Consider the following 25153-nt stretch of genomic DNA (forward strand, 5'->3'; position numbering starts at 1 on the left):
CGCCAACCCGCCATGCATCCATGATGAAGGCGGCGCACCCGGCCAACTGAAAGCCCTCGACGCGGCGCCGCCCGTCGAGGGCTTCTTGCATGCGCCGCCCGGTGCCGCACATGATCCGGCCCGTGCCTGCGCCTATGTTTATTGCGTTTTTGTCTTTGGCCCGCCACCGGCCACTCGATAAGATCGCCGGTTCGCCGCCCACCGCGCGCGTGGCAGCAAACCTTACATCCAGGACTCAGCAATGAAGTTTCCCTTTCGTTTTTCCCGCCTGAAACTGGCGGGCGCCATCGCCGCCCTGCTCGCGGGCATGGCCGGCACGGCGCACGCCGAGCGTGTCATCCGCATCATCGTGCCGTACGGCCCGGGCGCCACGCAGGACGCCGTGGCCCGTACGTTCAGCAATGAACTGGGGCAGGAACTGAAAGCCACGGTGGTGGTGGAGAATCGCGCCGGCGCGGGCGGCAGCCTGGGCACGGCACAGGTTGCCCGAGCCACGCCCGATGGCAACACGCTGGTACTGGCCGCCGCCAGCCATCACCTGGCCGGCCATCTATACGCCAAGCTGCCATACGATCCCGTGGCGGACTTCGTCGGCGTATCGTATGTGGGCACCACGGGCTATGTGGTGGGCGTGTCCGCGCCGTCCGGCATCGACAGTCTGAACACCCTCATCGAACGCGCTCGCGCACAGCCGGGCAAACTGAACTACGCCTCCGCCGGCAACGGCAGCGCATCGCACCTTGCCACGGCGCTGTTGGCCGCGCAGGCCGGCCTGACGCTGCAACACATTCCCACCAAATCCACCGGCGACGCCGTCACCGAACTGCTGGCCGGCCGTGTGGAAGTGGTGACGGGCGCCACCGTAGGCATGCTGGCCTATCGCAACGACCCGCGCGTCAAGCTGCTGGCCTACTCCGGCCAGCAGCGCTCGCAGTTCCTGCCCGACCTGCCCACCGTGGCCGAGGCCGGCTTGCCTGGCTACGTGTTCGATTCGTGGCTGGGCCTGCTGGCGCCGGCCGGCACGCCGTCCGCGGAGGTGGAACGCATCAACGCCGCAGTGGAAAAAGTGCTGAAGGATCCGGCCGTGCAGAAGCGGCTGGCCGGCCTCGGCGTGGAAGCCGGCTCGCTGCCGGCCGCCCGCTTCCAGGCCTTGCTGAAGGACGACTGGAAGAAGGCAGGCGAGGTGGTGAAAGCCGCCGGCGCGCGCATCGAGTGATCAGTGCCCATGTGCGCACGGGCCCGTTTCCAATGCTGACCCAAGCGCCGGCTCATGTGCAGCCGGGCCAGCGCATTCCCATATTGGCCGGTTTCAAGAGCAACGAGCGGTTCGTATTGCACGGCTAGCAAGCGGCAGCACGAACAAGAAAGGGGCGCAATCCTTGCGGACTGCGCCCCTTTTCACACCGCTGGAGGCTGGGCCTCTTTCAGTGCTTGATCAGCGTGTCGCTGGAGCTCGACGGCTCGACGGGCTTGGCCACCATGGATTCCTTGACGGCCTCTTCTTCCGCCAGCGGTTCGGGCAGGCGCTCCAGCGCCAGCTCGAGCACCTTGTCGATCCAGCGGACCGGCACGATCTCGAGGAAGTTCTTGACATTGTCCGGAATGTCGGCCAAGTCCTTCACGTTTTCCTCGGGGATCAGCACCGTCTTGATGCCGCCGCGGTGGGCCGCCAGCAACTTTTCCTTCAGGCCGCCAATGGGCAGGACTTCGCCGCGCAGCGTGATCTCGCCGGTCATGGCGACGTCGGCGCGCACCGGGATGCCCGACAGCGCGGAGACCATCGCCGTGGTGATGGCGATACCGGCCGACGGACCATCCTTGGGCGTGGCGCCCTCGGGCACGTGCACGTGCATGTCGTGCTTCTCGAACACGCTGTCGGCAAAGCCCAGGCGCCGAGCACGCGAACGCACCACGGTGCGGGCCGCTTCGACCGATTCCTTCATCACGTCGCCGAGCGAGCCCGTACGCTGGATGTTGCCCTTGCCCGGCATGTCGGCGACTTCGATGGTCAGCAGGTCGCCGCCCACTTCCGTCCACGCCAGACCGGTAACCTGGCCCACCTGGTTTTCCTTTTCGGCCATGCCGAACGTGTAGCGACGCACGCCCAGATAGTCGTTCAGGTTGTCGGCGTCGACCGTCACGGGCGCGGCGGCGCCGCTCTCGGCCTGGTCTTTCTGGCTCAGGAGCTTCTTAACCACCTTGCGGCAGATCTTGCCGATCTCGCGTTCCAGCGCGCGCACACCAGCCTCGCGGGTGTAATAGCGCACGATGTCGCGCAGCGCGCTGTCGTCCACCGTGAGTTCGTCATCCTTCACGCCGTTGTTCTTCATCAGCTTGGGCAGCAGATGGTCGCGAGCGATGTGGATCTTCTCGTCCTCGGTGTAGCCGGACAGGCGGATGACCTCCATCCGGTCCAGCAGCGCCGGCGGGATGTTCAGCGTGTTGCTGGTGGCCACGAACATGACGTCCGACAGGTCGAAGTCGACTTCGATGTAGTGGTCCTGGAACGTGTGGTTCTGTTCCGGATCCAGCACCTCGAGCAGCGCCGACGAGGGATCGCCGCGGAAGTCCATGCCGAGCTTGTCGATCTCGTCCAGCAGGAACAGCGGATTGCGCACGGAGACCTTGCTCATGTTCTGCAGGATCTTGCCGGGCATGGAGCCGATGTACGTGCGACGGTGGCCGCGGATCTCGGCCTCGTCGCGCACGCCGCCCAGCGCCATGCGCACGAACTTGCGGTTCGTGGCGCGCGCGATGGACTGGCCCAACGAGGTCTTGCCCACGCCCGGAGGCCCGACCAGGCACAGGATGGGAGCCTTCACCTTGTCGACGCGCTGCTGCACGGCGAGGTATTCGAGGATGCGTTCCTTGACCTTCTCGAGACCGTAGTGGTCATCGTCCAGCACCTTCTCGGCGTTGACGATGGAGTTGTTGATCTTGCTCTTCTTCTTCCAGGGAAGATTGATGAGCGTGTCGATGTAGTTGCGCACCACGGTGGCCTCGGCCGACATGGGCGACATCAGCTTGAGCTTCTTGAGCTCGGCATCGGCCTTCTTGCGCGCTTCCTTGGGCATGTGCGCGGCGATGATCTTCTTTTCCAGCTCTTCGAGATCAGCGCCCTCTTCGCCTTCGCCCAGTTCCTTCTGGATGGCCTTGACCTGTTCGTTCAGGTAGTAGTCGCGCTGGCTCTTCTCCATCTGCTTCTTGACGCGACCGCGGATGCGCTTCTCGACCTGCAGGATGTCGATCTCGGTTTCCAGCTGCGTCAGCAGGCCTTCGAGGCGCTGCGCGGTGCCGGTGATCTCGAGCATGGCCTGCTTCTGCTCGAGCTTGAGCGGCAGATGCGCGGCGATGGTGTCGGCCAGGCGGCCGGCGTCATCGATACCGGCCAGCGAGGTGAGGATCTCGGGCGGGATCTTCTTGTTGAGCTTCACGTACTGCTCGAATTGCGCGACGATGGCGCGGCGCAGGGCTTCCGTTTCGGACCCTTGCATGGCGTCGGGCGCAATGGGGGTGACCTGGCAGGTGAAGTGCGAGTCGACGTCTTCGATGCTGTCGATGCGGGCGCGCTGCGTGCCTTCGACCAGCACCTTGACGGTGCCGTCGGGCAGCTTCAGCATCTGCAGGATGCCGGCCACGCAGCCGATCTCGTACACATCCTCAGGAGTGGGATCGTCCTTGCCGGCCGACTTCTGGGCGACCAGCATGATGCTCTTGCCCGCCTCCATGGCGACCTCGAGAGCACGAATGGAACGCGGCCGGCCGACGAACAGCGGGATGACCATATGCGGAAACACCACGACATCGCGCAGCGGAAGCAGCGGAAGGTCGATGGGTTCTGAAGGCAGGGTCTGGCTGGCAGACATAAGGGATTCCTCGATTTGACTCGGCGTATTGGGGACGGTGCTGCCGGCGCGCCGGCGTACACCGCTCGGTTACGTCTGATATGGGAACAATAGCCGAAAATTCAAGCAGCGGTAGGCATTGGTCGTGACAGATGCAAAAAAACCCGTCGCGACGGGTTTCTCTTGAAAGCTCTGCCGCCGGTCGACCCACACCTGGTGAAGGTATGGGCCAGCAAGCTGCGGGCCCGGCGTGACAGCCTGGCAGGCGGGCCGGGCGCACGGGCACGGCGCGTCCGTCAGGCCGCCGCGTTGCGGACCTCGCTCCGCGAGGGCTTGGTTTCGGTTTCGCCGCCCTGGTCGTCGGCATAGATCAGCAGGGGCTTGCCTTCGCCTTCGACGGCGCCCTCGTCCAGCACGACGCGCTTGACGTTGCCCTGCGAAGGCAGGTCGTACATGGTGTCCAGCAGCGCGCCTTCAAGGATGGAACGCAGGCCGCGGGCGCCGGTCTTGCGCTTGAGCGCCTTGCGGGCGATGGCCTTCAGGGCGCCGGCACGCACGTCGAGTTCGGCGCCTTCCATGGCGAAGAGCTTCTGGAACTGCTTGACCAGCGAGTTCTTGGGCTCGGTGAGGATCTGCACCAGTGCCGCCTCGTCGAGTTCGTCGAGCGTGGCCACCACGGGCAGACGCCCCACCAGCTCAGGGATGAGGCCGAACTTGATCAGGTCTTCGGGTTCGACTTCGCTGAACAGCTCGCCCACCCCGCGCTCGGACTTGGCGCGCACGGCCGCCGAGAAGCCGATGCCGGACTTCTCGGTGCGGTCGCGGATGACCTTCTCGAGGCCGTCGAACGCGCCGCCCACGATGAACAGGATGTTGGTCGTGTCGACCTGCACGAAGTCCTGGTTGGGATGCTTGCGTCCGCCTTGCGGAGGCACCGAGGCAATGGTGCCCTCGATGAGCTTCAACAGCGCCTGCTGCACGCCCTCGCCCGACACGTCGCGCGTGATGGACGGGTTGTCCGACTTGCGCGAGATCTTGTCGATCTCATCGATGTAGATGATGGCGCGCTGCGCCTTCTCGACATCGTAATTGCAGTTCTGCAGCAGCTTCTGGATGATGTTCTCGACGTCCTCGCCCACGTAGCCGGCCTCGGTCAGCGTGGTGGCGTCGGCCATGACGAACGGCACGTTCAGCATGCGCGCCAGCGTCTGCGCCAGCAGCGTCTTGCCCGAACCCGTCGGGCCGATGAGCATGATGTTGCTCTTCGAGAGTTCGACCTCGTCGCCCTTGATCTCGCCGTGGCGGATGCGCTTGTAGTGGTTGTATACGGCCACGGCCAGCATGCGCTTGGGCGCGGTCTGGCCGATGACGTACTGGTCGAGGAAGGTCTTGATCTCGGCTGGGGTGGGCAGCTCGGAACGAATCGCGGCGCGCGCAGTGGCCTGCGCCTCTTCGCGGATGATGTCATTGCACAGGTCGATGCATTCATCGCAGATGAACACGGACGGACCTGCGATCAGCTTGCGGACTTCATGCTGGCTCTTGTTGCAGAACGAGCAATGCAGCACCTTTGCGTCTGCCGATCCCTTTTTTTCAGGCATAAGTGTTTCGTATCTCTGGTGCCGAAGCCCCGCCGCCAGGCGGCAGGGGCATTCAACGCTTACTCGAAAATGACGGCGGTGCGGACGGGGGGACTGGCCGCACCCCGAGGATCAGGACATCCGGTAAGACGCGAAGTATGTAACACCGGGGCTTCAGACGTCCGCACGGGACGCCAGGACCTTGTCCACCAGCCCATACGATACCGCATCTTCGGCGGACATGAAGTTGTCCCGCTCGGTGTCCACGGCGATGCGCTCGACCGGCTGGCCGGTATTCTCGGCCAGGATGCGGTTCAGGCGCTCGCGCAGATCGAGGATCTCGCGTGCCTGGATCTGGATGTCGGAAGCCTGGCCCTGCGCGCCGCCCGAGGGCTGGTGAATCATGATGCGCGAGTTGGGCAGCGTGAAACGCTTGCCCTTCTTGCCCGCCGCCAACAGGAAGGCGCCCATGCTTGCCGCCAGCCCGGTGCACAGTGTGGACACGTCGGGTTTGATGAACTGCATGGTGTCGTAGATGGCCATGCCCGCATACACCGACCCGCCGGGCGAGTTGATGTAGAACGAGACGTCCTTGTCAGGATTCTCCGATTCCAGGAACAGCAACTGAGCCACCACCAGGTTGGCAGTGGTATCGTTGACCGGGCCGACCAGGAAGATCAGCCGTTCGCGCAGCAGGCGCGAATAGATGTCGTAGGCCCGTTCGCCGCGCCCCGACTGCTCGATGACCATGGGGATGTACCCCAGGCCGGTCGGCGTGACCGAAGAGCCGCCGTGCATGGACGCGTAGAAATCGGTGAATCGCTGCATTGTCATGCCATCCCCATCAACTGATCGAAAGGCACCGTCTCGTCGGTGACCTTGGCCTGGCCCAGCACGTGGGCCACGACGTTGTCCTCCAGCACGATCGCCTCGATCTCGGCGCGGCGCTGGCGGTCGGACAGATAGTAGCTGACCACCTGGGCCGGCTGCTCGTAGTTCTGCGCGAACTCCTCGATGCGGGCACGCACCTGCTCGGGCTTGGCCTGCAGCTGCGCCTGCTTGACCAGCTCGGAAACCAGCAGGCCCAGACGCACGCGGCGCGAGGACTCTTCGGAGAAGGCTTCGGCCGGGATCGGCACCGACTCGGCGTTGGGCACGCCACGCTGCTTCAGCTCTTCGCGGGCAGCGGCGATGCGGCTTTCGACGTCGCTGTCGACCAGGGCCTTGGGCACGTCGAACTGGCTGGCGGCCACGAGGGCGTCCATCACGCTGCCTTTGGTGCGGGCCTGCGAGCGCGTCTTGACTTCGCGCTCGATGTTGGCGCGGATGTCGGCACGCAGCTTCTCGACGTCGCCTTCGGCCTGGCCCAGCGACTTGGCGAACTCGGCGTCGACCGTGGGCAGCACGCCTTCGGCCACTTCCTTCACGGCGATGGTGAATTCAGCGGTCTTGCCGGCGACTTCCTTGCCTTGGTAGTCATCGGGGAACTTGAGCGGGAAGACCTTGGTTTCGCCGGCCTTCAGGCCACGCGCGGCTTCCTCGAACTCGGGCAGCATGCGGCCCTGGCCCAGCACGAACGGGAAGTTCTCGGCCTTGCCGCCTTCGAAAGGCGTGCCGTCGATGGTGCCGGCGAAGTCGAGCGTGACGCGGTCGCCGTCCTGCGCGGCGCGATCTTCGCGTGCCTCGAACGTGGCGCGCTGCTTGCGCAGCACGTCGATGGTCTTCTCGACCTCGGCGTCGCTGACTTCAGTGACGGTGCGGGTGACCGACAGCGTCGAAAGGTCGGGCACGGAGACCTCGGGATAAACCTCGAAGGTGGCCGTGAAGGCCAGCGTGTCGTCGGCCACGCCTTCGGTCTTGGGCTCGAGGGTGGGCGCGCCGGCGACGCGCAACTGCGCACCTTCGACGGCCTGCTCGAACGCGCGGCCAACCTGACTGTTGATCACGTCGTAGCGGATGCCGGGGCCGTGGCTGCGCTCGAGCATGCCCAGCGGCGCCTTGCCGGGACGGAAGCCGGGCACCTTGGCCGTGCGCGCCACGCGCTGCAATTGCGCCTTGACTTCCTTTTCGACGTCGGCCACCGAGACGGCCAGATCAACACGGCGCTCCAGGCCGGAGAGGGTTTCAACCACAGGCTGCATTAAAAGACCTATTTTCCGAGAAGTAGAAGAAGACAGCGGATAAACGAGTCATTTTACCGGAAACTGCCGCACCTTCGATCCGGGGTGACTCCCCGGCCAAGTGACGCGGCGCAGCACACGCCGTGCCGGGTTGCTAAAATCGGGGCCCGCTACACCATAGCTACACCATATTCAGGACGACCGGCCAGCCCATGAATCTCCCCACCCCTCGCCGCTTGGGCCCGCTGCCCGCGCTGATCTTCAGTTCGCGCTGGCTGCAGTTGCCACTGTATCTGGGCTTGATCATCGCCCAAGGCGTCTACGTGCTGCTGTTCCTCAAGGAACTGTGGCACCTGGTCACGCACGCCGCCAGCTTCGGCGAACTCGAGATCATGCTGATCGTGCTGGGCCTCATCGACGTGGTGATGATCTCGAACCTGCTGGTGATGGTAATCGTCGGCGGCTACGAAACCTTCGTGTCGCGGCTGCGGCTCGAGGGGCACCCGGACCAACCCGAGTGGCTCAGCCACGTCAACGCCAGCGTACTGAAGGTGAAGCTGGCCATGGCCATCATCGGCATCTCGTCCATTCACCTGCTGCGCACCTTCATCGAGGTCAGCAACCTGGGCACGCCGGGCGCGCGCTTCACGGCCGAAGGGGTGATGTGGCAAACCATCATCCATGTCGTGTTCATCCTGTCGGCCATCGGCATCGCCTACGTCGACCGGCTCACCATGCTCAGCCCACCCAGTCAGGGGCGCGCAGCGAACGGACACGGCGCGCACCATTGACACGGCCCGCGCCCGCTTCATGAAAAATCCCGGCCTGGCGCCGGGATTTCTTATGCCTGCTCGCGCATGGCGCCGCGGTACGCGCCGCGACGGTACGGAAGGGTCAGGTAGTGACCTTGATGTTCTTGGCGCTGGGCCCCTTCGGACCCTGCCCGATCTCGAACGAGACGCGTTGGTTCTCCTGCAGCGACTTGTAGCCTTCGCTGCGGATCTCGGAGTAGTGAGCGAAGAGGTCTTTGCTGCCGTCGTCGGGCACGATGAACCCGTATCCCTTCTCGGCATTGAACCATTTGACGATGCCTGTTGCCATGTAATGTCCTTCAACCTGATAGCGATTGCTCGCGGAAGCGCCAGATCATCAAGTAGGGAAAGACGTCCGGTAATGTCCGGTACTGGCCGGTGCAACAGCTGAAAGCCATGCCGCTTGAGAATCTCGCCAAGCCAGTGTAGGAGCGCGTACATCGCGGGTCAACGCGACGCCAGGAGGCGGTTGCAACGAGGTGTTTGTTACAATGGCACACAAAAAAGTGGCTATCGCGGCGGGCGTGACGCGATATCGGGTCCATTGAGGACATGTAGCCCGGGCGTAACGTCGCATTCGCGCATGGCGCGGCGCTTACAAGCAGGGCAGCGACCATGGCGCGCGAGCGCAGCTCCCTGCCCCGAAATAACAAATGCGCACAACAAAAAAGCCCCTTGCGGGGCTTTTTCTGGGTCAGAACAGGTCTTACAGAACCTGAATCTTCGTGGCTTGGGGACCCTTGGGGCCCATAGCGGTCACGAAGCTGACGCGCTGGTTTTCTTCCAGGGACTTGAAGCCGTTGGCCTGGATTTCAGAAAAATGCGCGAACAGGTCTTTGCCGCCCGACTCAGGCGTAATGAAGCCATAACCTTTTTCCGCGTTGAACCATTTAACGACGCCGGTTTCCATACTGTATTTCCTAGAGATTTAATGGGCTAGTGCCCGGGACCACGAATCAATCAAGGAGGGGACAGTAGAACAATAACGGTCGCCGGAACTGGCACAGCACTGTACGAACATCAACACCTCGGATCGTGTGCCGACACTATCGTCAGGTTCCCCTCTCAAGTCAACATAATCCTCAAAAACGCGTGCCCATAATGCAACAAAGAGAAACAGGGACGCATGATGGGCAACCAAGCGCCCAATTATAAAAAGCGTCCCGTCCCGCCCCACAAAGTTGTGGGGGACAGATGGTAACGCAACCAGAAGGATTACTCAAAATGATTAAGCACAAAAATCAGTCATCTACTGGTAATCCGAGAAGATCCAGGGCCGCGCCATAACAATTCTCGTCAGCGCAGAAAAACACTACGACGTCGTCCGGATTGACGTTTTCGAGCACCTGGTCAATCTGTTCCTGCGCCAGGGTGGTGTCATCCACGCCGGCCGCATGAATGTTCGCTCCCGCTTCTACCAGCTCGGGCGGAACGATGCCCGCGATGGCTTCGAGGTCGGCATCGCCCAATATGACGTAGACCGTCAGGTTGGCGCCGTCCAGCGTGGTGGCCAGGCAAAGGCCATGTTCAAGCGTAGCCTGCCGACGGCTGGTGATTTCCATGAGGGATGTGCCTGAAAAAGTGGGTGAACCGACGTGCGCAAACCGCCCTACCCCGTTTGACGCCGATACCGCAACACCTTGCGTGCCACGAGAGTGGCCGCCGTGCCGATGACCGAGCTGAACAGGAAGGAAGCGACCGCGAGCAGCCATGCCTGAGGCGCCAGTTCGCCTTCGCGCGCGACCATCAGCACGGCGACGAGCACGACCAGCGCGCCGGCCAGCACGCCCGCGAGGCTATGCACGACGGACGGCAGCAAAGCCAGCAGTGCGCCGCCGGCCAGTGCCAGTGCGACGATGGCCGCCATGGCCCAGAACAGGGATTCGTACTGCATGGAGACGAGGGATGCCGGGCGGAAATGACCCTGGCGGGTGGCTTGCGAGAGGATGACTTGCGACTTTACTAGAGGACTGATGAGACTGCGCTTTGTTCGATATTATGCCCCTTTTGCGGCCGCGCTGCAGAACTATTCGGGCTTGTAGGACGGGTTGACGGCGCCGTCGCGCAACATCCCGGCCGAGCGCACGCAGTTGCGCCCCGCTCCCTTGGCGGCATACAGCTGGACGTCGGCCGCCCGCAGCAGGTCGCCCGCTGTCCCGCCCTGGACGGGCCGGCAGCTGGCCACCCCGATGCTCACGGTCACCACGCCGTAAGGGCTGGCCGCATGCGTGACGCCCAGGGCCTGTACCTTGCGCCTCACCCGTTCGGCCACCGTGACAGCTTGCTCGGCGTCCAGCTCGGGTAGCACCACCGCGAACTCCTCGCCGCCGTAGCGGGCCACCACGTCCGCGGGACGACGCGCGGCCAACCCGATGCAGTTCGCGATGAGCGCCAGCACCTCGTCGCCAAGCGCATGCCCGTAGGTGTCGTTGAACGGCTTGAAGAAATCCACGTCGACGAAGAGCGCGGCAATCTCGCCGCCGCCGCGTCGAGCCCGGGCCCACTCCTGGGCCAACCGGCCGTCGAGCGCGCGCCGATTGTCGAGGCCCGTCAGTGAATCCGTGACGGCCAGGCGTTGCAGTTCGATCTGTGCACGCACCTTGTCGCGCAACGTGAATGCCAGCAGCCACGACAGCAGGATGAACACGCCGGCCAGCACGAGCGCCAGCGCACCCACCATCATGCCGCGCCTGCGCCAATCGGCGAGGACGTCGTCCACGGCCGGCGCCACCACCACGATCAGCGGGCTGCCCGCCACTCGCGCGAAGGTGAAGATGCGCTGCACGCCGTCCACCCGCGAGCGCGCGACATAAAAACCCGGCTCCTCCATCGCCATGCTGGCGAACGCGGGCAATTGGGCCCGGCGGCTGCCGATCCCGCCCGAGATGTGCGGTTTGCGCGCCAGCCACGTGCCATCGGCAAGCGCGATGAAGGCCGAGCCGGCGGGGCCGGTGTTGACCCGGTCGACAAGCCTTTGGAATACCGCGACGGGTATTTCCATCATGGCGATGCCGTCGAAACTGCCGTCCGGCGCATCGATGCGTCGCGTCAGGGCCACCGAGTACAGGCCGTCGTGCAGGTGCGAGCGGTATGGATGAGAAACGTACAACCCGACGGAAGGACTGCGCTGATGGACCAGGAAGTAGTCCCGGTCGGATACGCGCACGGTGCGATCGATCAGGTAGTTCTGCGACGCGACGATGGCTCCGTTGGCGTCGACCACGTACGCACCATTGACGTAGGTGGCCGTGGTGAAGCGGTCGAACAGCAAGTTCTGACGCAGGTCGGCCGGAAGTTCCCAGACGCCGGATCGTTGGGCGCCGGCGACAACCCCTTGCAGGGAAAGGTTGTAGATCTCGATGTTGCGTTCGAGGTCGCCGGACATGATGGAAACCAGGCTGCCGGCGGTGTCCCGCGCGCGGCCCAGCGCATCGTTGCGGCCGAGGTACACCATGGCGCCGATGAGGCACGACATGGCAAACGCGACCATGGTGCCGGCAAAGCCCGCCGCGTACGGATGCCTGCCGATGACTTGCGCGGCACGGCCGGCGAACATCGCCAGAAGCTTGCGCGTCCGTCGTCGCGCGGGCAGGCCAGGATGCGGCATAGGGCCCTCCGCGAGAGGATATGCAGCCGATTGCTATTGCCGAGGCAGCGCGTGGGGCAACTGCTGGAAACTGCCGGATTACTGGGCGCTTGCCCAAGCAGCTATGCTGGTGCGAGGGAGGGGACTCGAACCCCTACACCTTAACGGCGTCTGGACCTAAACCAGGTGCGTCTACCAATTTCGCCACCCTCGCAAAGCCAAGCCCGCTATTGTAGCTTGCTTGGTAAAATCGTGGGCCATGAATCCCCGTCTCGACACTCTGCACCCCTACCCGTTCGAGAAACTGCGCGCGCTGCTGGCCAGCGCCGACGCCGTTTCCCACGGCATGCCGCCCATCAACCTGTCGATCGGCGAACCCAAACACGCGGCGCCCGAAGCGGTGAAGCAGGCGCTGCGCGACGGCCTGGACGGCCTGTCGGTGTACCCCGCCACCCACGGCGAGCCGCGCCTGCGGCAGGCCATTGCGCAATGGCTGGCGCACCGCTACAGCATCCCCGCGCCCGACGCCGATACGCAGGTGCTGCCGGTGCTGGGCTCGCGCGAGGCGCTGTTCGCTTTCGCGCAAGTGGTGCTCGATCCCACTGGCAACGAACGCGTCATCTGCCCCAATCCGTTCTACCAGATCTACGAGGGCGCCACGCTGCTGGCCGGCGGCCGCCCCTATTACCTCAATGCCGATCCCGCCCGGAATTTCGGCGGCGACTGGGGCAGCGTGCCCGAAGAGATATGGCGCGAGACGCGCCTGGTATTCGTGTGCTCGCCCGGCAACCCGGCGGGCAACGTCATGTCGCTGGACGAGTGGCGCGAGCTGTTCGCGCTGTCCGACCGGCATGGCTTCGTCATCGCCTCGGACGAGTGCTATTCCGAGATCTATCACGATGAGGGCGATCCGCCGCTTGGCGGCCTGCAGGCCGCGCGCCGGCTCGGCCGCGACGACTACCGGAGGCTCGTGGCCTTCGGCAGCCTGTCCAAGCGCTCCAACGTGCCCGGCCTGCGCTCGGGCTTCGTCGCCGGAGACGCCGCCCTCATCGGCCCCTTCCTGCGCTATCGCACCTACCATGGCAGCGCCATGAGCCCCGCGGTGGCCGCGGCAAGCATCGCGGCCTGGCACGATGAAGAACACGTGCGCGGCAACCGTCGCCAGTACCGCGAGAAGTTCGACGCGGTGCTGCCCATCCTGCAACCGGTGCTCGACGTGCGCATGCCGCAGGCGTCCTTCTACCTTTGGGCGCCCACGCCCGGCTCCGACGCCGCCTTCGCGCGAGAGCTCTACGGCCACACCGGCGTCACCGTCCTGCCCGGCAGCTTTCTGGCGCGCGAAGCCCATGGAGCCAACCCGGGTGAAGGCCGCGTGCGGCTGGCGCTGGTTGCGCCGCTGGCGCAGTGCGTCGAAGCCGCCGAGCGCATCGCGCGCTTCGTGCGCACCACCTCTTGAATTCTGTTTACCGTCAACCGCCTAGAAAACGAATCGCCATGACTCTCGATCTGCAGACCACCATCGAAAACGCCTGGGAGCAACGCAGCAGCCTCTCCCCCACCGACGCCGGCGCGGATATCCGCGAAGCCGTCGAACACACGCTCGACGCGCTGGACTCGGGCCGCCTGCGCGTGGCCGAGAAGACCGGCGACGACTGGGTCGTGCACCAGTGGATCAAGAAGGCGGTACTGCTGTCTTTCCGCCTGAACGACAATGCCGTCATGGGCGAAGCGCCCATGCAGTTCTACGACAAGGTGCCGCTGAAATTCGCCGGCTTCGGCGAACACGCCTTCAAGGCAGGCGGCTATCGCGTGGTGCCGCCCGCCGTGGCGCGCCGCGGATCGTTCATCGCCCGCAACGTCATCCTGATGCCCTCGTACGTCAACGTCGGCGCCTATGTCGACGAAGGCACCATGGTCGACACCTGGGCCACCGTGGGTTCGTGCGCGCAGATCGGCAAGAACGTGCACCTGTCGGGCGGCGTAGGCATCGGCGGCGTGCTCGAGCCCCTGCAGGCCAACCCCACCATCATCGAAGACAACTGCTTCATCGGCGCGCGTTCCGAAGTGGTGGAAGGCGTGGTCGTCGAAGAGAACTCGGTGCTGGCCATGGGCGTGTTCCTATCGCAAAGCACCAAGATCTACGATCGCGCCACCGGCAAGATCACGTACGGCCGCGTGCCGTCCGGATCGGTGGTGGTGCCGGGCTCGCTGCCCTCTCCGGACGGCTCGCACAGCCTGGCCTGCGCCGTGATCGTCAAGCGCGTCGACGCGCAGACCCGCGCCAAGACCAGCATCAACGACCTGCTGAGGGCCTGATGGGCAGCGCCGTCCTCGACCTGGTACGCGATCTGATCGCCCGCCCGTCCGTCACCCCCGATGACCTGGATTGCCAGCAGATGCTGGCGCAGCGACTCGAGCGCGCGGGCTTTCGTTGCGAGACCATCTCGCGCGGCGGCGTCACCAATCTTTGGGCGCGGCGCGGCGACAGCGCGCCGCTGACGGTCTTCGCCGGCCATACCGACGTGGTGCCGCCCGGCCCGCGCGACAGCTGGGAAAGCGATCCCTTCGTTCCCACCGAACGCGACGGCTTCCTGTATGGCCGCGGCGCCGCCGACATGAAGAGCTCGATCGCCGCCTTCGTGGTGGCCGCCGAGGAGTTCGTCGCGGCCCATCCGCAACATGGCGGCTCGATCGCACTGCTGCTGACCTCCGACGAAGAAGGGCCGGCGATCGACGGCACCGTCATCGTGTGCGACGAACTGCAGCGCCGCGGCGTACAGCTCGACTATTGCATCGTGGGCGAGCCCACTTCCGGCGAGGTGCTGGGCGACACCTGCAAGAACGGGCGGCGCGGCTCGCTGTCCGGCCGCCTTGCCGTCAAGGGCATCCAGGGCCACGTGGCGTATCCGCACCTGGCGCGCAACCCCGTGCACCAGCTGGCGCCCGCGCTGGCCGAACTGGTCGCCATCGAATGGGACCAGGGCAATGAGTACTTTCCTCCCACCACGTTCCAGGTCTCGAACCTGAACGCCGGCACCGGCGCCACCAACGTGGTGCCGGGCACGGCCGTGGCGCTGTTCAACTTCCGCTTCTCCACCGCCAGCACGCCCGAACAGCTGAAGGCGCGCGTGCACGCGGTGCTGGACCGTCACGGACTCGAATACGACCTCGACTGGAACCTGGGGGGCGAGCCCTTCCTGACGCCCCGGGGCACGCTGACCGACGCGCTGGTGCAGGCCATCCACGCCGAGACGGGCGTGGCTGCCGAGCTGTCCACCACGGGCGGCACGTCGGATGGCCGCTTCATCGCCAAGATCTGTCCGCAGGTGATCGAGTTCGGTCCGTGCAACGCCACCATCCACAAGGTCAACGAGCGCATCGAGCTGGCCAGCCTGGATCCCCTGAAGAACATCTACCGCCGCACGCTGGAAAATCTGCTGCCGGCGGTTCGCTGAGGCCCCATGGTCGCCGCCAACCCCCGTATCGAACTGCAAACCGTGCGCGACCTGGTGCGCTATGCCGTATCGCGCCTGAACGCCTCGCACGTGGTGCTGGGGCACGGCACGGACAACGCCTGGGACGAAGCCGTGTATCTGGTATTGCACGCGCTGCACCTGCCGCTGGACACGCTCGAGCCCTTTCTCGACGCGCGAGTGCTGCCCAATGAACGCGAGCGCGTGCTCGACCTGATCGACCGCCGCGTCGCCGAGCGCGTGCCGGCGCCTTATCTCACGCATGAAGCCTGGCTGCGCGGCCACCGCTTCTACGTGGACCAGCGCGTGATCGTGCCGCGCTCGCCCATCTCCGAATTGCTGGACGAAGGCCTGGCGCCATGGGTGGCCGACCCGCTGCGCGTCGAGCGCGCGCTGGACATGTGCACGGGCTCCGGCTGCCTGGCCATCCTGACGGCGCTGGCCTTTCCCAACGCACAGGTCGATGCGGTCGACCTGTCGCCGGGCGCGCTCGAGGTGGCACGCCGCAACGTCGACGACTACGGCCTGCAGGACCGCGTGATGCTGCATCAGGGCGATCTGTTCGATGCCCTGCCCCAGCAGTCTTACGACGTCATCGTCTGCAACCCGCCTTATGTGAACAGCGGCTCGATGGACGCCCTGCCCCCCGAGTATCGCCACGAGCCCGCGATGGCGCTGGCGGGCGGAGACGACGGCATGGACCTGGTGCGCACCATCCTGGGCGCGGCGCCGCGCTACCTGGCGCCCGAGGGCGTGCTGGTGCTCGAGATCGGCCACGAGCACGACCATTTCGTCGCCGCCTTCCCCGAGCTGCAACCGGTCTGGCTGGACACCGCCGAGGCGTCCAACCAGATCCTGCTGTTGACCCGCGAGCAACTGATTCCGTGATACGCGCTTCTGGATTGACCCTGCGTCGAGGCACCAAGGTGCTGCTGGACGGCGCCGAATTCGTGGTGCACCCCGGCGAGCGCGTGGGCTTCGTCGGCAAGAACGGCGCGGGCAAGTCTTCGCTGTTCGGCTTGCTGACGGGCGCGCTGGACCCCGATGCCGGCACGCTGGAAGTGCCCGCAGGCTGGCGCATCGCCAGCGTGCAGCAGGAAATCGCGGCCGACGCCCGACCGGCGCGCGAGTTCGTCATCGACGGCGACCGCCGCTTGCGCAGCCTGCAGGCCCAGCGCGCGGCGCTGTCGCCCGACCAGGGGACGCAGATCGCCGAACTCGAAGCCGAGCTGGCGGAGGCCGGCGCCTGGGACGCCGCCTCGCGTGCCGAGCAATTGCTGGCCGGCCTGGGATTCGCGCCCGACGAATGGATGCGGTCGGTCGAAAGCTTTTCGGGCGGCTGGCGCATGCGGCTGGCGCTGGCCAGCGCGCTGATGGCGCCTTCCGACCTGCTGCTGCTGGACGAGCCCACCAACCACCTGGACCTCGACGCCATGCTGTGGCTCGAGAAATGGCTGGCCTCGTATCCCGGCACCGTGCTGCTGATATCCCACGATACCGAGTTCCTCGACGCGGTAGCCCGCGCGGTGCTGCACTTCGACCACGCCAAGCTCGTGCGCTACCGCGGCGGCTACGAGGACTTCCTGACGCAGCGCGCCGAGCGGCTGCGCCAGGCCCACGTGGCGTACGAACGCCAGAACCGCGAAGCCGCGCGCCTGCGCAGCTTCATCGACCGCTTCAAGGCCAAGGCCTCGAAGGCCAAGCAGGCACAAAGCCGCGTCAAGGCGCTGGCGCGCATGGAAACCATGGCGCCGCTGCATGCCGAGGCCGGCATCGACATACGCATACCCTCGCCCGAGCACACGCCCGATCCGCTGCTGGTGCTCGAGAAGGCCTCGGCCGGCTATGCCGATGCCCCGATCCTCCGCGACGTGACGCTGATGGTGCGCGCTGGCAGCCGCATCGGCGTGCTGGGCGCGAACGGCGCGGGCAAGAGCACGCTGATCAAGACCCTGGCCGAAGAGATCCCCGTGCAGGCCGGCGAACGCCGCGCCTCGCGCGGGTTGGCCATCGGATACTTCCACCAGCACCAGCTCGACATGCTGGACCTGGACAGCACGCCGCTGCAGCACCTGGCCCGGCTGGCGCCCGACGCGCGCGAGCAGGAACTGCGCAATTACCTCGGCGGCTTCGGCTTCTCGGGCGAGTCGGTGCTGGGCAAGGTCGGCCCGATGTCGGGCGGCGAAAAAGCCCGCCTGGCGCTGTCCCTGATCGTGTGGCAGAAGCCCAACCTGCTGCTGCTGGACGAGCCCAGCAACCACCTCGACGTGGAAACGCGCGAGGCCCTGGCGGCCGCCCTGGCGGAATTCTCGGGCAGCATGCTGCTGGTGTCGCACGACCGCCACCTGCTGCGCACGACCGTCGACAGCTTCTGGATCGTGGCCGACGGCAAGGTGCAGGAATTCGACGGCGACCTGGAAGACTACCGGGACTGGCTCGCCGCGCGCAACGCCGCCGAGAAGGCCGAAGCCGCCCGCGCATCCAGCGCTTCGGCGACCCCCACCATCGACCGCAAGTCCCAGAAACGTCTCGAAGCCGAACAGCGCCAGCGCCTCTCCGCGTTGCGCAAGCCCCTGGAAACGCGCCTGGCCAAGGTCGAATCCGAAATGGAAAAGTCGCGCCTGCGACTTCAGGCCCTGGACACCCTGATCGCCGACCCCGACTTCTACTCCGACGCCCGCCGCACCGAACGCCAACAGGTCATGGCCGAACACGGCGAACTGGGCAAGAAAGTGGGCGAACTCGAAGAACAATGGCTGGAAATCCAGGAAGGCCTGGAATCCATAGAGAAGTCGCCTGCCTGAACCCGCGGCGACCACACGCCGCAGTCGACTCGTCCGCATGCCGCTGCCGTGAGTCCTCGGTGCGGGTTGGGCGTGCGAGACGGGCAATTGGAGCGAGGGCAGCCCCCGCAGGGGGCCGAGGGCGCCTGATGGCGCGCCCGAGCCGAGCGACTTGCCCGGCTCGGGCGCCCAACCCGCATCGAGGACGCCTCGAGAACCATCGACGACACCGACAAATCGACCCATCGACGACACCGACATCAACACGTCGCCACGCCAAAGCGCCTCAGCCGCTGCCAAGGCTAACGATTCACCCCTGGATGATGTCCAGCTTGGCTATCCCCAACGCCAGCGTCTTCGCCCCCGCATCGCGGAACTGGATCTGCGCCTGGGCATCCTGCCCCGACCCGCTCAGGCCGATGATGGTGCCATCCCCGAAGCGTGCGTGCCGCACGCCCTGCCCGATGCGGAACTGCTTGTCGCCGACCGTGACGCCGCTGGACATTCCGCGCGGCGTACGCGGCGCGATCGTTCCGGTCGACTTGCGTCCGAAGGCGTCGCCGCGCCACTCCGCGCTCCATGCGGCCTCGCGCTGCGCCGACGGCAGCGTGGCGCGCGGCGTGATCCACTTGACGTGCTGTTCGGGGATCTCGTCGAGGAAACGCGAGCGCATCGCGTATCGCGTCTGCCCATGCAGCATGCGGCTCTGCGCCAGGCTGATGTACAGCCGTTCGCGCGCGCGCGTGATGGCCACATACATCAGGCGGCGCTCTTCTTCCAACCCGGACTGTTCGAGGATGCTGTTCTCGTGCGGGAACAGGCCTTCCTCGAGGCCGGTGATGAACACCACGTCGAACTCCAGGCCCTTGGCCGAGTGCACCGTCATCAGCTGCACGGCGTCCTGGCCGACCTGCGCCTGGTTGTCGCCGGCCTCGAGCGCGGCGTGCGACAGGAACGCCGCCAGCGGCGTGAGGCCGTCGGCCACCGGCACCACGTCGCCATCGCCCTGCGCCGCGACCTGGGGCACCTGCCCCGCGGGCAAGCCGTCGTAGTTCTCTTCCGACGCGAACACCGTCGCGGCGGTGATCAGTTCATTGAGGTTTTCGAGGCGCTCGGCGCCTTCGCGTTCGGTCTTGTAGTGCTCGATGAGGCCGCTGCCATCGAGCATGTGCTCGACCAGTTCGGGCAGCGGCAGGTTGCGCGTTTCTTCGGACAGGCGAGCGATGAGCTGCGCGAACTGGGCCAGGTTCGACCCGCCCTTGCCGCCCACCGTGGCCACCGCGCCGTACAGGCTGGTGCCTTGCGACTGCGCCGCGTCGGCTAGTTGCTCGAGCGTGCGCGCGCCTATGCCGCGCGTGGGGAAATTGACCACGCGCATCCACGACGTGTCGTCATGCGGATTGGCCATCAGGCGCAGGTAGGCCAGCGCATGCTTGATTTCCTGGCGCTCGAAGAAGCGCAGGCCCCCGTAAACCTTGTACGGAATGCCGGCCGAGAACAGCGCATGCTCGATGACGCGCGACTGCGCGTTGCTGCGATAGAGCACCGCGATCTCGCGTCGCGCGCGGCCGTCATGGATCAGCGCGCGGACCTCGTCCACCAGCCACTGGGCTTCCATGCCGTCGCTGGGCTGCTCGACGATGCGCACGGGCTCGCCCTCGCCCTGTTCGGTCCAGAGGTTCTTGCCCAGGCGGGCGCTGTTGTGCGAGATGAGCGCGTTGGCCGCGTCGAGAATGTTGCCGTACGAGCGGTAGTTCTGTTCCAGCCGGATGACGGTGCCATGCGCGTAGTCGCGCTCGAAGTCGGCCATGTTGCCGACATGCGCGCCGCGGAACGCGTAGATGGACTGATCGTCGTCGCCCACGGCGAAGATCTTCGCGCCGCCGCCCGCCAGCAGCCGCAGCCACTTGTACTGCAGGATGTTGGTGTCCTGGAACTCGTCGACCAGCACGTGGCGGAACCGTCGCTGGTAGTGTTCGCGCACGGGCGCATTGCGCGTCAGCAGTTCGTAGGCGCGCAGCAGCAGCTCGGCGAAGTCGACCACGCCTTCGCGCTGGCACTGGGCCTCGTAGAGCTGGTAGATGTCGATCAGTCGCCGGCGGTGGCTGTCGTTGTCCCACACCTCGACGTCGCCAGGACGCTGGCCGTCTTCCTTGCAGCCGTTGATGAAACGCTGCACGTCGCGCGGCGGATACTTCTCGTCGTCGATGCCGTTGGCCTTCAGCAGGCGCTTGATGGCGGCCAGCTGGTCGGCGGTATCGAGTATCTGGAAAGTCTGCGGCAGGCCTGCATCGCGGTGATGCGCCCGCAGCATGCGGTTGCACAGGCCGTGGAAGGTGCCGATCCACAGGCCGCGGGTATCGATCGGCAGCGTGGCCGTCATGCGCGTGAGCATCTCGCGCGCGGCCTTGTTGGTGAAGGTGACGGCCAGCAGCCCGTATGGGCTGGCCTGGCCTGTTTGAATCAGCCAGGCCATCCGGGTGGTGAGCACCCGGGTCTTGCCGCTGCCCGCCCCGGCCAGGACCAGGGCGTGCTGCGGTTCGAGGGTAACGGCGGCGCGTTGTTCGGGATTGAGTTTATCCAGCATCATGCCGCGTAGCGGCGCAGATGCAGTGCGAACTGCTCGAGCCCGGCGATGCCGCTATGCTGGGCGCGCTGGCACCAGGCCTGCAGGTCGTTGAGCAGTTGCTCGCTGCTGGCGCTGGAACTTTCCCACAGGCGGCCCAGCTCGCGGCGCATCTGCACCAGGGTGGACAGCGACTGGTTCTGGGCGATGGCCTGGTCGAGTTCGGCCAGTTGCTCGGGCTGCAGCACGTCTTCGTTGCGATGCAGCCAACGGCGCACCCGATGCAGCATGGTCCAGCGGCAATCGGCGGCGCCCTTCTGGCGCGAGTTCTTCAGCTTGGCCAGCTCTTCGCGCGCCGACTTCTTCACCAGGTCGGCGTAGCGCGCCATGACTTCATAGCGGTGCGTGATGATGCCTTGCAGCGTGTGCAGGTCGATGGCCTTGGCGGCGGGATCGAGCTTCAGCTTGGGCGCGACCTTCTTGACCTTGGCCAGCCCGAAGAAGCGCAGCACGTTGATGTACGCCCAGCCCAGGTCGAACTCGTACCATTTGGCCGAGAACTTGGCCGACGTGCCGTGCGCGTGGTGATTGTTGTGCAGCTCTTCGCCGCCGATGATGATGCCCCACGGGAACACGTTGGTGCTGGTGTCCGGGCTGTTGTAGTTGCGGTAGCCCCAGTAGTGGCCGATGCCGTTGACCACGCCGGCCGCCCAGAACGGGATCCAGGCCATCTGCACGGCCCAGACCGTCAGACCCAGCACGCCGAACAGGGCCAGATCGATGGCGAGCATGATGAGCACGCCGGCCAGGCTGTGGCGCGAGTAGACGTTGCGTTCGAGCCAGTCGTCGGGCGTGCCGTGGCCGAACTTGGCCATGGTTTCACGGTTGGCCGATTCGAGGCGATACAGCTCGGCGCCGCGGAACAGTACCTTCCAGATACCGAACAGCATGGGCGAGTGGGGATCCCCTTCCTTCTCGCACTTGGCGTGGTGCTTGCGGTGAATGGCGACCCATTCCTTCGTAACCATGCCGGTGGTGAGCCACAGCCAGGCGCGGAAGAAATGCATGACCGCCGGATGCAGCTCGAGGCCGCGGTGAGCCTGGCTGCGATGCAGAAACACCGTGACGGACACGATCGTGACGTGCGTGACGGCCAGCGTGAACAGGACGACCTGCCACCACTCGGCCTGGGCCAGGCCGCCGGACAAAAAGGTAAGGACTTGATCCATAAAGCTGTTAGGAAGCCTCGTGAGTAAGGTTACCGATGCAGTTTAGCCTACATGGCTTCGTTATGACAGCACGGTTTCAAAAAGGTTCTTGAGTTAAATCAATGACTAAGCGCTGCCTCGTGGGGGAGCGAATCGTCGCCGCGACCGGCGCGGGAACGCCTGCTGCGTGGTGTGTTTCCAACATTTTGCTACACAACGTATACCGCGATAAAGTAAGGACCGTCCCACCGACACCGAACTCCATGCCGTCATCAACCGCTGCGCGCCGGCTCCTTCCTGTCCTGCTGCTGGCCGCCGCCATGCCGGCAGCGGCCCAGATCCAGGTGCCCAGCGGGTCGAGCGTCGTACTTGCCACGTACTTCGAAATCGATCCCGAGAGCTGCCGGCCCCTGGCTTCGCCGCGCGTGCGCATCACCGGCAACGGCGTCTTGGGCAAGGCGATCGTGGTGCGCACGCAAGGCAAAGTGTCGGCCACGACACGGTGCCCGCACAAGCTGGTGCCCATATCGCAAGTGCTGTATCAGGCCGACAAGCCCGGCATCGACGCCATATCGTGGGATGTGCGTTATCTACGACGCAATGCGCGCGTGGAGCGCGTCAGCTCACAGGTGAACGTGACGCCGCGCGCCCGCTGAAGGCGCGCGACGGGCCATCCCTTTGACCTACGACGTCATGCCGCCGGCGGCTTGTCGACCGGCGCGGCGTCGTCGTCGGAAATTTCGTCCGTCGCCTCGTCGACCCCGGGCATTTCGACCACCGCATCCAGGTCGCCGGCATCATCGGCAGCCGCCGCATCCCCGTCCAGCACGGGATCGACCAAGGCTGGCGCGACGGCGGCATCCGCCTGCAAGGGCGCCTGCAAGGGCGCCTGCAAGGGCGCCTGCGCCTCGGCCGGGCCGGCTGCCTTCGCCGGTGTCTTGCGACGTTCGAATACCGCGGCGAAGAAGCCGTCCGTCCCATGCACGTCCGGCCGCAACTGCATGTAGGGGCCTTCCACTTCGAGTTCGGGACAGCGTGCCTTGATCAGCGCGGCCGCGTCCAACTGCTCGAAGTCGGGATGCTCGGCGAGGAAACGCTCGGCCTGGGCGGCGTTTTCTTCCACCAGCAGACTGCAGGTGGCGTAGACCAGGCGTCCGCCGGGCGCGACGCAGCGCGCGGCGCTTTTGAGGATGCGATGCTGCAGCTCGCACAGCTCGCCCAGCGACTCGGGATGCTGTCGCCATTTCAGGTCGGGATTGCGCCGCAGCGTGCCGATGCCGCTGCACGGCGCGTCCACCAGGACGCGCTGCGCCTTGCCGGCCAGCCGCTTGACGCGCGCATCGTTCTCGCCGTCGATGGCCACCGGCACCACGTTGGACAGGCCGCTGCGCGCGAAGCGGGGCTTGGCGCGGGCCAACCTGGCGGCGGACACGTCGAAGGCGTACAAGCGGCCGGTGGAGCGCATCAGCGCGCCCAGCAGCAGGCTCTTGCCGCCCGCGCCGGCGCAGAAGTCGATGATCATCTCGCCGCGCTTGGGCCCCACCAGCAGGGCCAGCAGCTGGCTGCCCTCGTCCTGGACCTCGAGGCTGCCGTCCTCGAACTGCGGCCAGCGGTTCACCGCCGGACGCCCCGCCATGCGGATGCCCCAGGGCGAATACTTCATGGACTGCGGCTCGTACCGCGCCGCCGGGCCGGCCAGCAGGCCGGACAGCATCGCATCGCGCTCGGCCTTCAAGGGATTGACGCGCAGGTCCAGCGCGGCCGGCCGGTTCAAAGCCTGCATCAGGCGCTCGGGCTCGTCCATGGCGCCCAACCGCTCGTCCAGCCAGTCGGGCATGCTGGCGCGCACGGCGCGCGGCAGCGTGGCGGGGTCGATGCGCAGCACGTGCTGCAGCCACGCGGCCTCGTCCGGATCCAGCGCCTCGGCCAGCGCCTCCTGGCCCAACACCGCGGCCAGGCCCAGGATAGCCAGCCGGCGCGAGGCCGGCCCCACGCCGGACTCGGCCATGCGCCGGTAGCGGCGCAGATGGCGCAGCACGTCGTAGACGGCCTCGGCGATCTCGGCGCGATCGCGGCCGCCCAGGTTGGGGTGGGCACGCAGCCAGTGCGACAGGGCCGCGTCGGCCGGATAGGTCCATTGCAGCAGCTCGCCCAGCACCCGATGGACCTGGTCCACACGGATGGCGGCCAGCGGCACGCGAGGACGGTCGGCGCGCGGCGCGGCGCCGGCCGAAGTACGCGAGGATCTCGCGGTCCGGCGCTCGTCGCCCCCGGCGAAGGAACGATCGCCGCGTCCGGCGTCGGCATCCTGGCCGCGCGGTGCGCCGCCCGGGCGACGCGGTGCGTCCGACGGACCGGAGCGCCCGGGCGCGGGGCGGCCGGAACGGGAACGGGGGAAGGAGGACTTGCTCATCGCGGCGACTCCAGCATGAACAGGCGGGGCGGATTCCCCGAGACGTCGACCCGATGGTCGGGCAGCAGGCTGACGCGGCCTTCGGCCAGCCAGCGCGCGGCGGCGGGATAGGCCTGGTGCTCGACCTGCAGCACCCGTTCGGCCAAGGCCTCGGGCGTGTCGTCGGCAAGCACCGGCACACAGCCTTGGGCGATGATGGGCCCGTGGTCCAGCAGCGGGGTCACGAAATGCACGGTGCAGCCGTGCACGCGCACGCCGGTGGCGATGGCCTGGGCATGAGTATGCAAGCCGGGAAAGGCCGGCAGCAGCGACGGATGGATGTTGACCAGCCTGCCCGCGTAGCGCGCCACGAACCCGGGCGTCAGCACGCGCATGAAGCCTGCCAGCAGCACATAGTCGGGCCGGTAGGGTTCGATCGCGGCGGACAGCGCGGCGTCGAAGGCTTCGCGGGTCGCGAAATCCTTGTGGCTGACGGCATGCGTGGGAATGCCCTGGGCGCTCGCCCAGGCCAGCCCCGCCGCATCGGGACGGCTGCCGATGACGGCGGCGATCTGTGCGGGCCAACCCTCGGCGCGACAGGCCTCGACCAGCGCCTGCATGTTGCTGCCGCGGCCCGAGATGAGGATGACGAGGCGGCGAGCGGCGCCCGGCTGCGGCGCGGCGTCGGGACTGGCGGCGTCTGGTTGCGGGAAGCCCGCCGCACCATGCGCGGCGGAACTGGAATCGGCGGAGAAATCCGGCAAGATAGGGCTTTCCATGAGCAAGGC

21 protein-coding genes and 1 tRNA gene are annotated in these 25153 nt (G+C 66.2%); 8 read left to right on the top strand and 14 right to left on the bottom strand.

What is annotated here, in order from left to right:
- The first annotated feature begins 241 nt into the window (after positions 1-241).
- Positions 242-1216, top strand: a complete 975-nt coding sequence (locus CAL15_RS09480) for a tripartite tricarboxylate transporter substrate-binding protein (RefSeq protein ID WP_086078362.1) — start codon at positions 242-244, stop codon at positions 1214-1216.
- A gap of 208 nt (positions 1217-1424) precedes the next feature.
- On the opposite strand, the gene lon is transcribed toward CAL15_RS09480, so the two are convergent.
- From lon to tig, 4 genes are all read right to left on the bottom strand, one after another.
- The gene (gene lon / locus CAL15_RS09485; protein WP_086078363.1) at positions 1425-3866 is read right to left on the bottom strand and encodes an endopeptidase La; all 2442 of its coding nucleotides are present in this window, start codon (positions 3864-3866) and stop codon (positions 1425-1427) included.
- 275 nt (positions 3867-4141) lie between these two features.
- Positions 4142-5446, bottom strand: coding sequence for an ATP-dependent Clp protease ATP-binding subunit ClpX (gene clpX / locus CAL15_RS09490; RefSeq protein ID WP_086078364.1), 1305 nt, complete (start codon positions 5444-5446; stop codon positions 4142-4144).
- 153 nt (positions 5447-5599) lie between these two features.
- Positions 5600-6253 carry an ATP-dependent Clp endopeptidase proteolytic subunit ClpP gene (gene clpP, locus CAL15_RS09495; protein ID WP_086078365.1) on the bottom strand — a complete coding sequence of 218 codons (654 nt, stop codon included), beginning with the start codon at positions 6251-6253 and terminating at the stop codon, positions 5600-5602.
- A 2-nt stretch (positions 6254-6255) separates the two neighbouring features.
- A complete protein-coding gene (gene tig, locus CAL15_RS09500) occupies positions 6256-7566 on the bottom strand; it encodes a trigger factor (protein WP_086078366.1) in 1311 nt (436 codons plus the stop codon).
- 191 nt (positions 7567-7757) lie between these two features.
- Between tig and CAL15_RS09505 the strand changes: the two genes are divergently transcribed.
- Positions 7758-8336, top strand: coding sequence for a TIGR00645 family protein (locus CAL15_RS09505; protein ID WP_086078367.1), 579 nt, complete (start codon positions 7758-7760; stop codon positions 8334-8336).
- A 103-nt stretch (positions 8337-8439) separates the two neighbouring features.
- On the opposite strand, the gene CAL15_RS09510 is transcribed toward CAL15_RS09505, so the two are convergent.
- From CAL15_RS09510 to CAL15_RS09535, 6 genes are all read right to left on the bottom strand, one after another.
- Positions 8440-8646, bottom strand: a complete 207-nt coding sequence (locus CAL15_RS09510) for a cold-shock protein (RefSeq protein ID WP_086078368.1) — start codon at positions 8644-8646, stop codon at positions 8440-8442.
- 417 nt (positions 8647-9063) lie between these two features.
- Complete coding sequence (locus CAL15_RS09515) at positions 9064-9267, bottom strand: cold-shock protein (protein ID WP_086078369.1); 204 nt, start codon at positions 9265-9267, stop codon at positions 9064-9066.
- Positions 9268-9598: 331 nt separating this feature from the next.
- Positions 9599-9919 (bottom strand): hypothetical protein, encoded by a 321-nt coding sequence (locus CAL15_RS09520; protein ID WP_086078370.1) that lies wholly within the window; start codon positions 9917-9919, stop codon positions 9599-9601.
- Between the two features lie 47 nt (positions 9920-9966).
- Positions 9967-10251, bottom strand: coding sequence for a hypothetical protein (locus CAL15_RS09525; RefSeq protein ID WP_086078371.1), 285 nt, complete (start codon positions 10249-10251; stop codon positions 9967-9969).
- A gap of 132 nt (positions 10252-10383) precedes the next feature.
- Complete coding sequence (locus CAL15_RS09530) at positions 10384-11964, bottom strand: sensor domain-containing diguanylate cyclase (RefSeq protein ID WP_232468168.1); 1581 nt, start codon at positions 11962-11964, stop codon at positions 10384-10386.
- 107 nt (positions 11965-12071) lie between these two features.
- Positions 12072-12157, bottom strand: a tRNA-Leu gene (locus tag CAL15_RS09535).
- A gap of 45 nt (positions 12158-12202) precedes the next feature.
- Between CAL15_RS09535 and dapC the strand changes: the two genes are divergently transcribed.
- The 5 genes from dapC to CAL15_RS09560 are packed head-to-tail and all read left to right on the top strand — an operon-like array spanning position 12203 to position 18220.
- Positions 12203-13399 (top strand): succinyldiaminopimelate transaminase, encoded by a 1197-nt coding sequence (gene dapC / locus CAL15_RS09540; protein WP_198299194.1) that lies wholly within the window; start codon positions 12203-12205, stop codon positions 13397-13399.
- Between the two features lie 38 nt (positions 13400-13437).
- Positions 13438-14259 carry a 2,3,4,5-tetrahydropyridine-2,6-dicarboxylate N-succinyltransferase gene (gene dapD / locus CAL15_RS09545; RefSeq protein ID WP_086078373.1) on the top strand — a complete coding sequence of 274 codons (822 nt, stop codon included), beginning with the start codon at positions 13438-13440 and terminating at the stop codon, positions 14257-14259.
- Positions 14256-15398 carry a succinyl-diaminopimelate desuccinylase gene (gene dapE / locus CAL15_RS09550; RefSeq protein WP_086081019.1) on the top strand — a complete coding sequence of 381 codons (1143 nt, stop codon included), beginning with the start codon at positions 14256-14258 and terminating at the stop codon, positions 15396-15398. The genes dapD and dapE overlap by 4 nt, the downstream gene beginning before the upstream one ends.
- 6 nt (positions 15399-15404) lie before the next feature.
- Complete coding sequence (prmB, locus tag CAL15_RS09555) at positions 15405-16304, top strand: 50S ribosomal protein L3 N(5)-glutamine methyltransferase (RefSeq protein ID WP_086078374.1); 900 nt, start codon at positions 15405-15407, stop codon at positions 16302-16304.
- Positions 16301-18220, top strand: coding sequence for an ABC-F family ATP-binding cassette domain-containing protein (locus tag CAL15_RS09560; RefSeq protein WP_086078375.1), 1920 nt, complete (start codon positions 16301-16303; stop codon positions 18218-18220). The genes prmB and CAL15_RS09560 overlap by 4 nt, the downstream gene beginning before the upstream one ends.
- Positions 18221-18509: 289 nt before the next feature.
- On the opposite strand, the gene CAL15_RS09565 is transcribed toward CAL15_RS09560, so the two are convergent.
- Positions 18510-20789 (bottom strand): UvrD-helicase domain-containing protein, encoded by a 2280-nt coding sequence (locus CAL15_RS09565; protein WP_086078376.1) that lies wholly within the window; start codon positions 20787-20789, stop codon positions 18510-18512.
- Positions 20786-21994, bottom strand: a complete 1209-nt coding sequence (locus tag CAL15_RS09570) for a DesA family fatty acid desaturase (protein WP_086078377.1) — start codon at positions 21992-21994, stop codon at positions 20786-20788. The genes CAL15_RS09565 and CAL15_RS09570 overlap by 4 nt, the downstream gene beginning before the upstream one ends.
- A gap of 242 nt (positions 21995-22236) precedes the next feature.
- On the opposite strand from CAL15_RS09570, the gene CAL15_RS09575 reads away from it, so the two are divergent.
- On the top strand, positions 22237-22629 hold the full coding sequence (locus CAL15_RS09575; protein ID WP_086078378.1) for a hypothetical protein: 393 nt from the start codon (positions 22237-22239) through the stop codon (positions 22627-22629).
- 35 nt (positions 22630-22664) lie between these two features.
- Here CAL15_RS09575 and CAL15_RS09580 read toward each other — a convergent pair whose 3' ends face one another.
- Both CAL15_RS09580 and purN read right to left on the bottom strand, forming a co-directional pair.
- Positions 22665-24386: an RsmB/NOP family class I SAM-dependent RNA methyltransferase gene (locus CAL15_RS09580; RefSeq protein ID WP_232468169.1), complete on the bottom strand. Its 1722-nt coding sequence runs from the start codon at positions 24384-24386 to the stop codon at positions 22665-22667.
- Positions 24383-24985: a phosphoribosylglycinamide formyltransferase gene (purN, locus tag CAL15_RS09585; RefSeq protein WP_232468222.1), complete on the bottom strand. Its 603-nt coding sequence runs from the start codon at positions 24983-24985 to the stop codon at positions 24383-24385. The genes CAL15_RS09580 and purN overlap by 4 nt, the downstream gene beginning before the upstream one ends.
- Between the last annotated feature and the right edge of the window lie 168 nt (positions 24986-25153).

The organism is Bordetella genomosp. 13 (assembly GCF_002119665.1).
In the GTDB taxonomy this organism is placed as follows: domain Bacteria; phylum Pseudomonadota; class Gammaproteobacteria; order Burkholderiales; family Burkholderiaceae_B; genus Bordetella.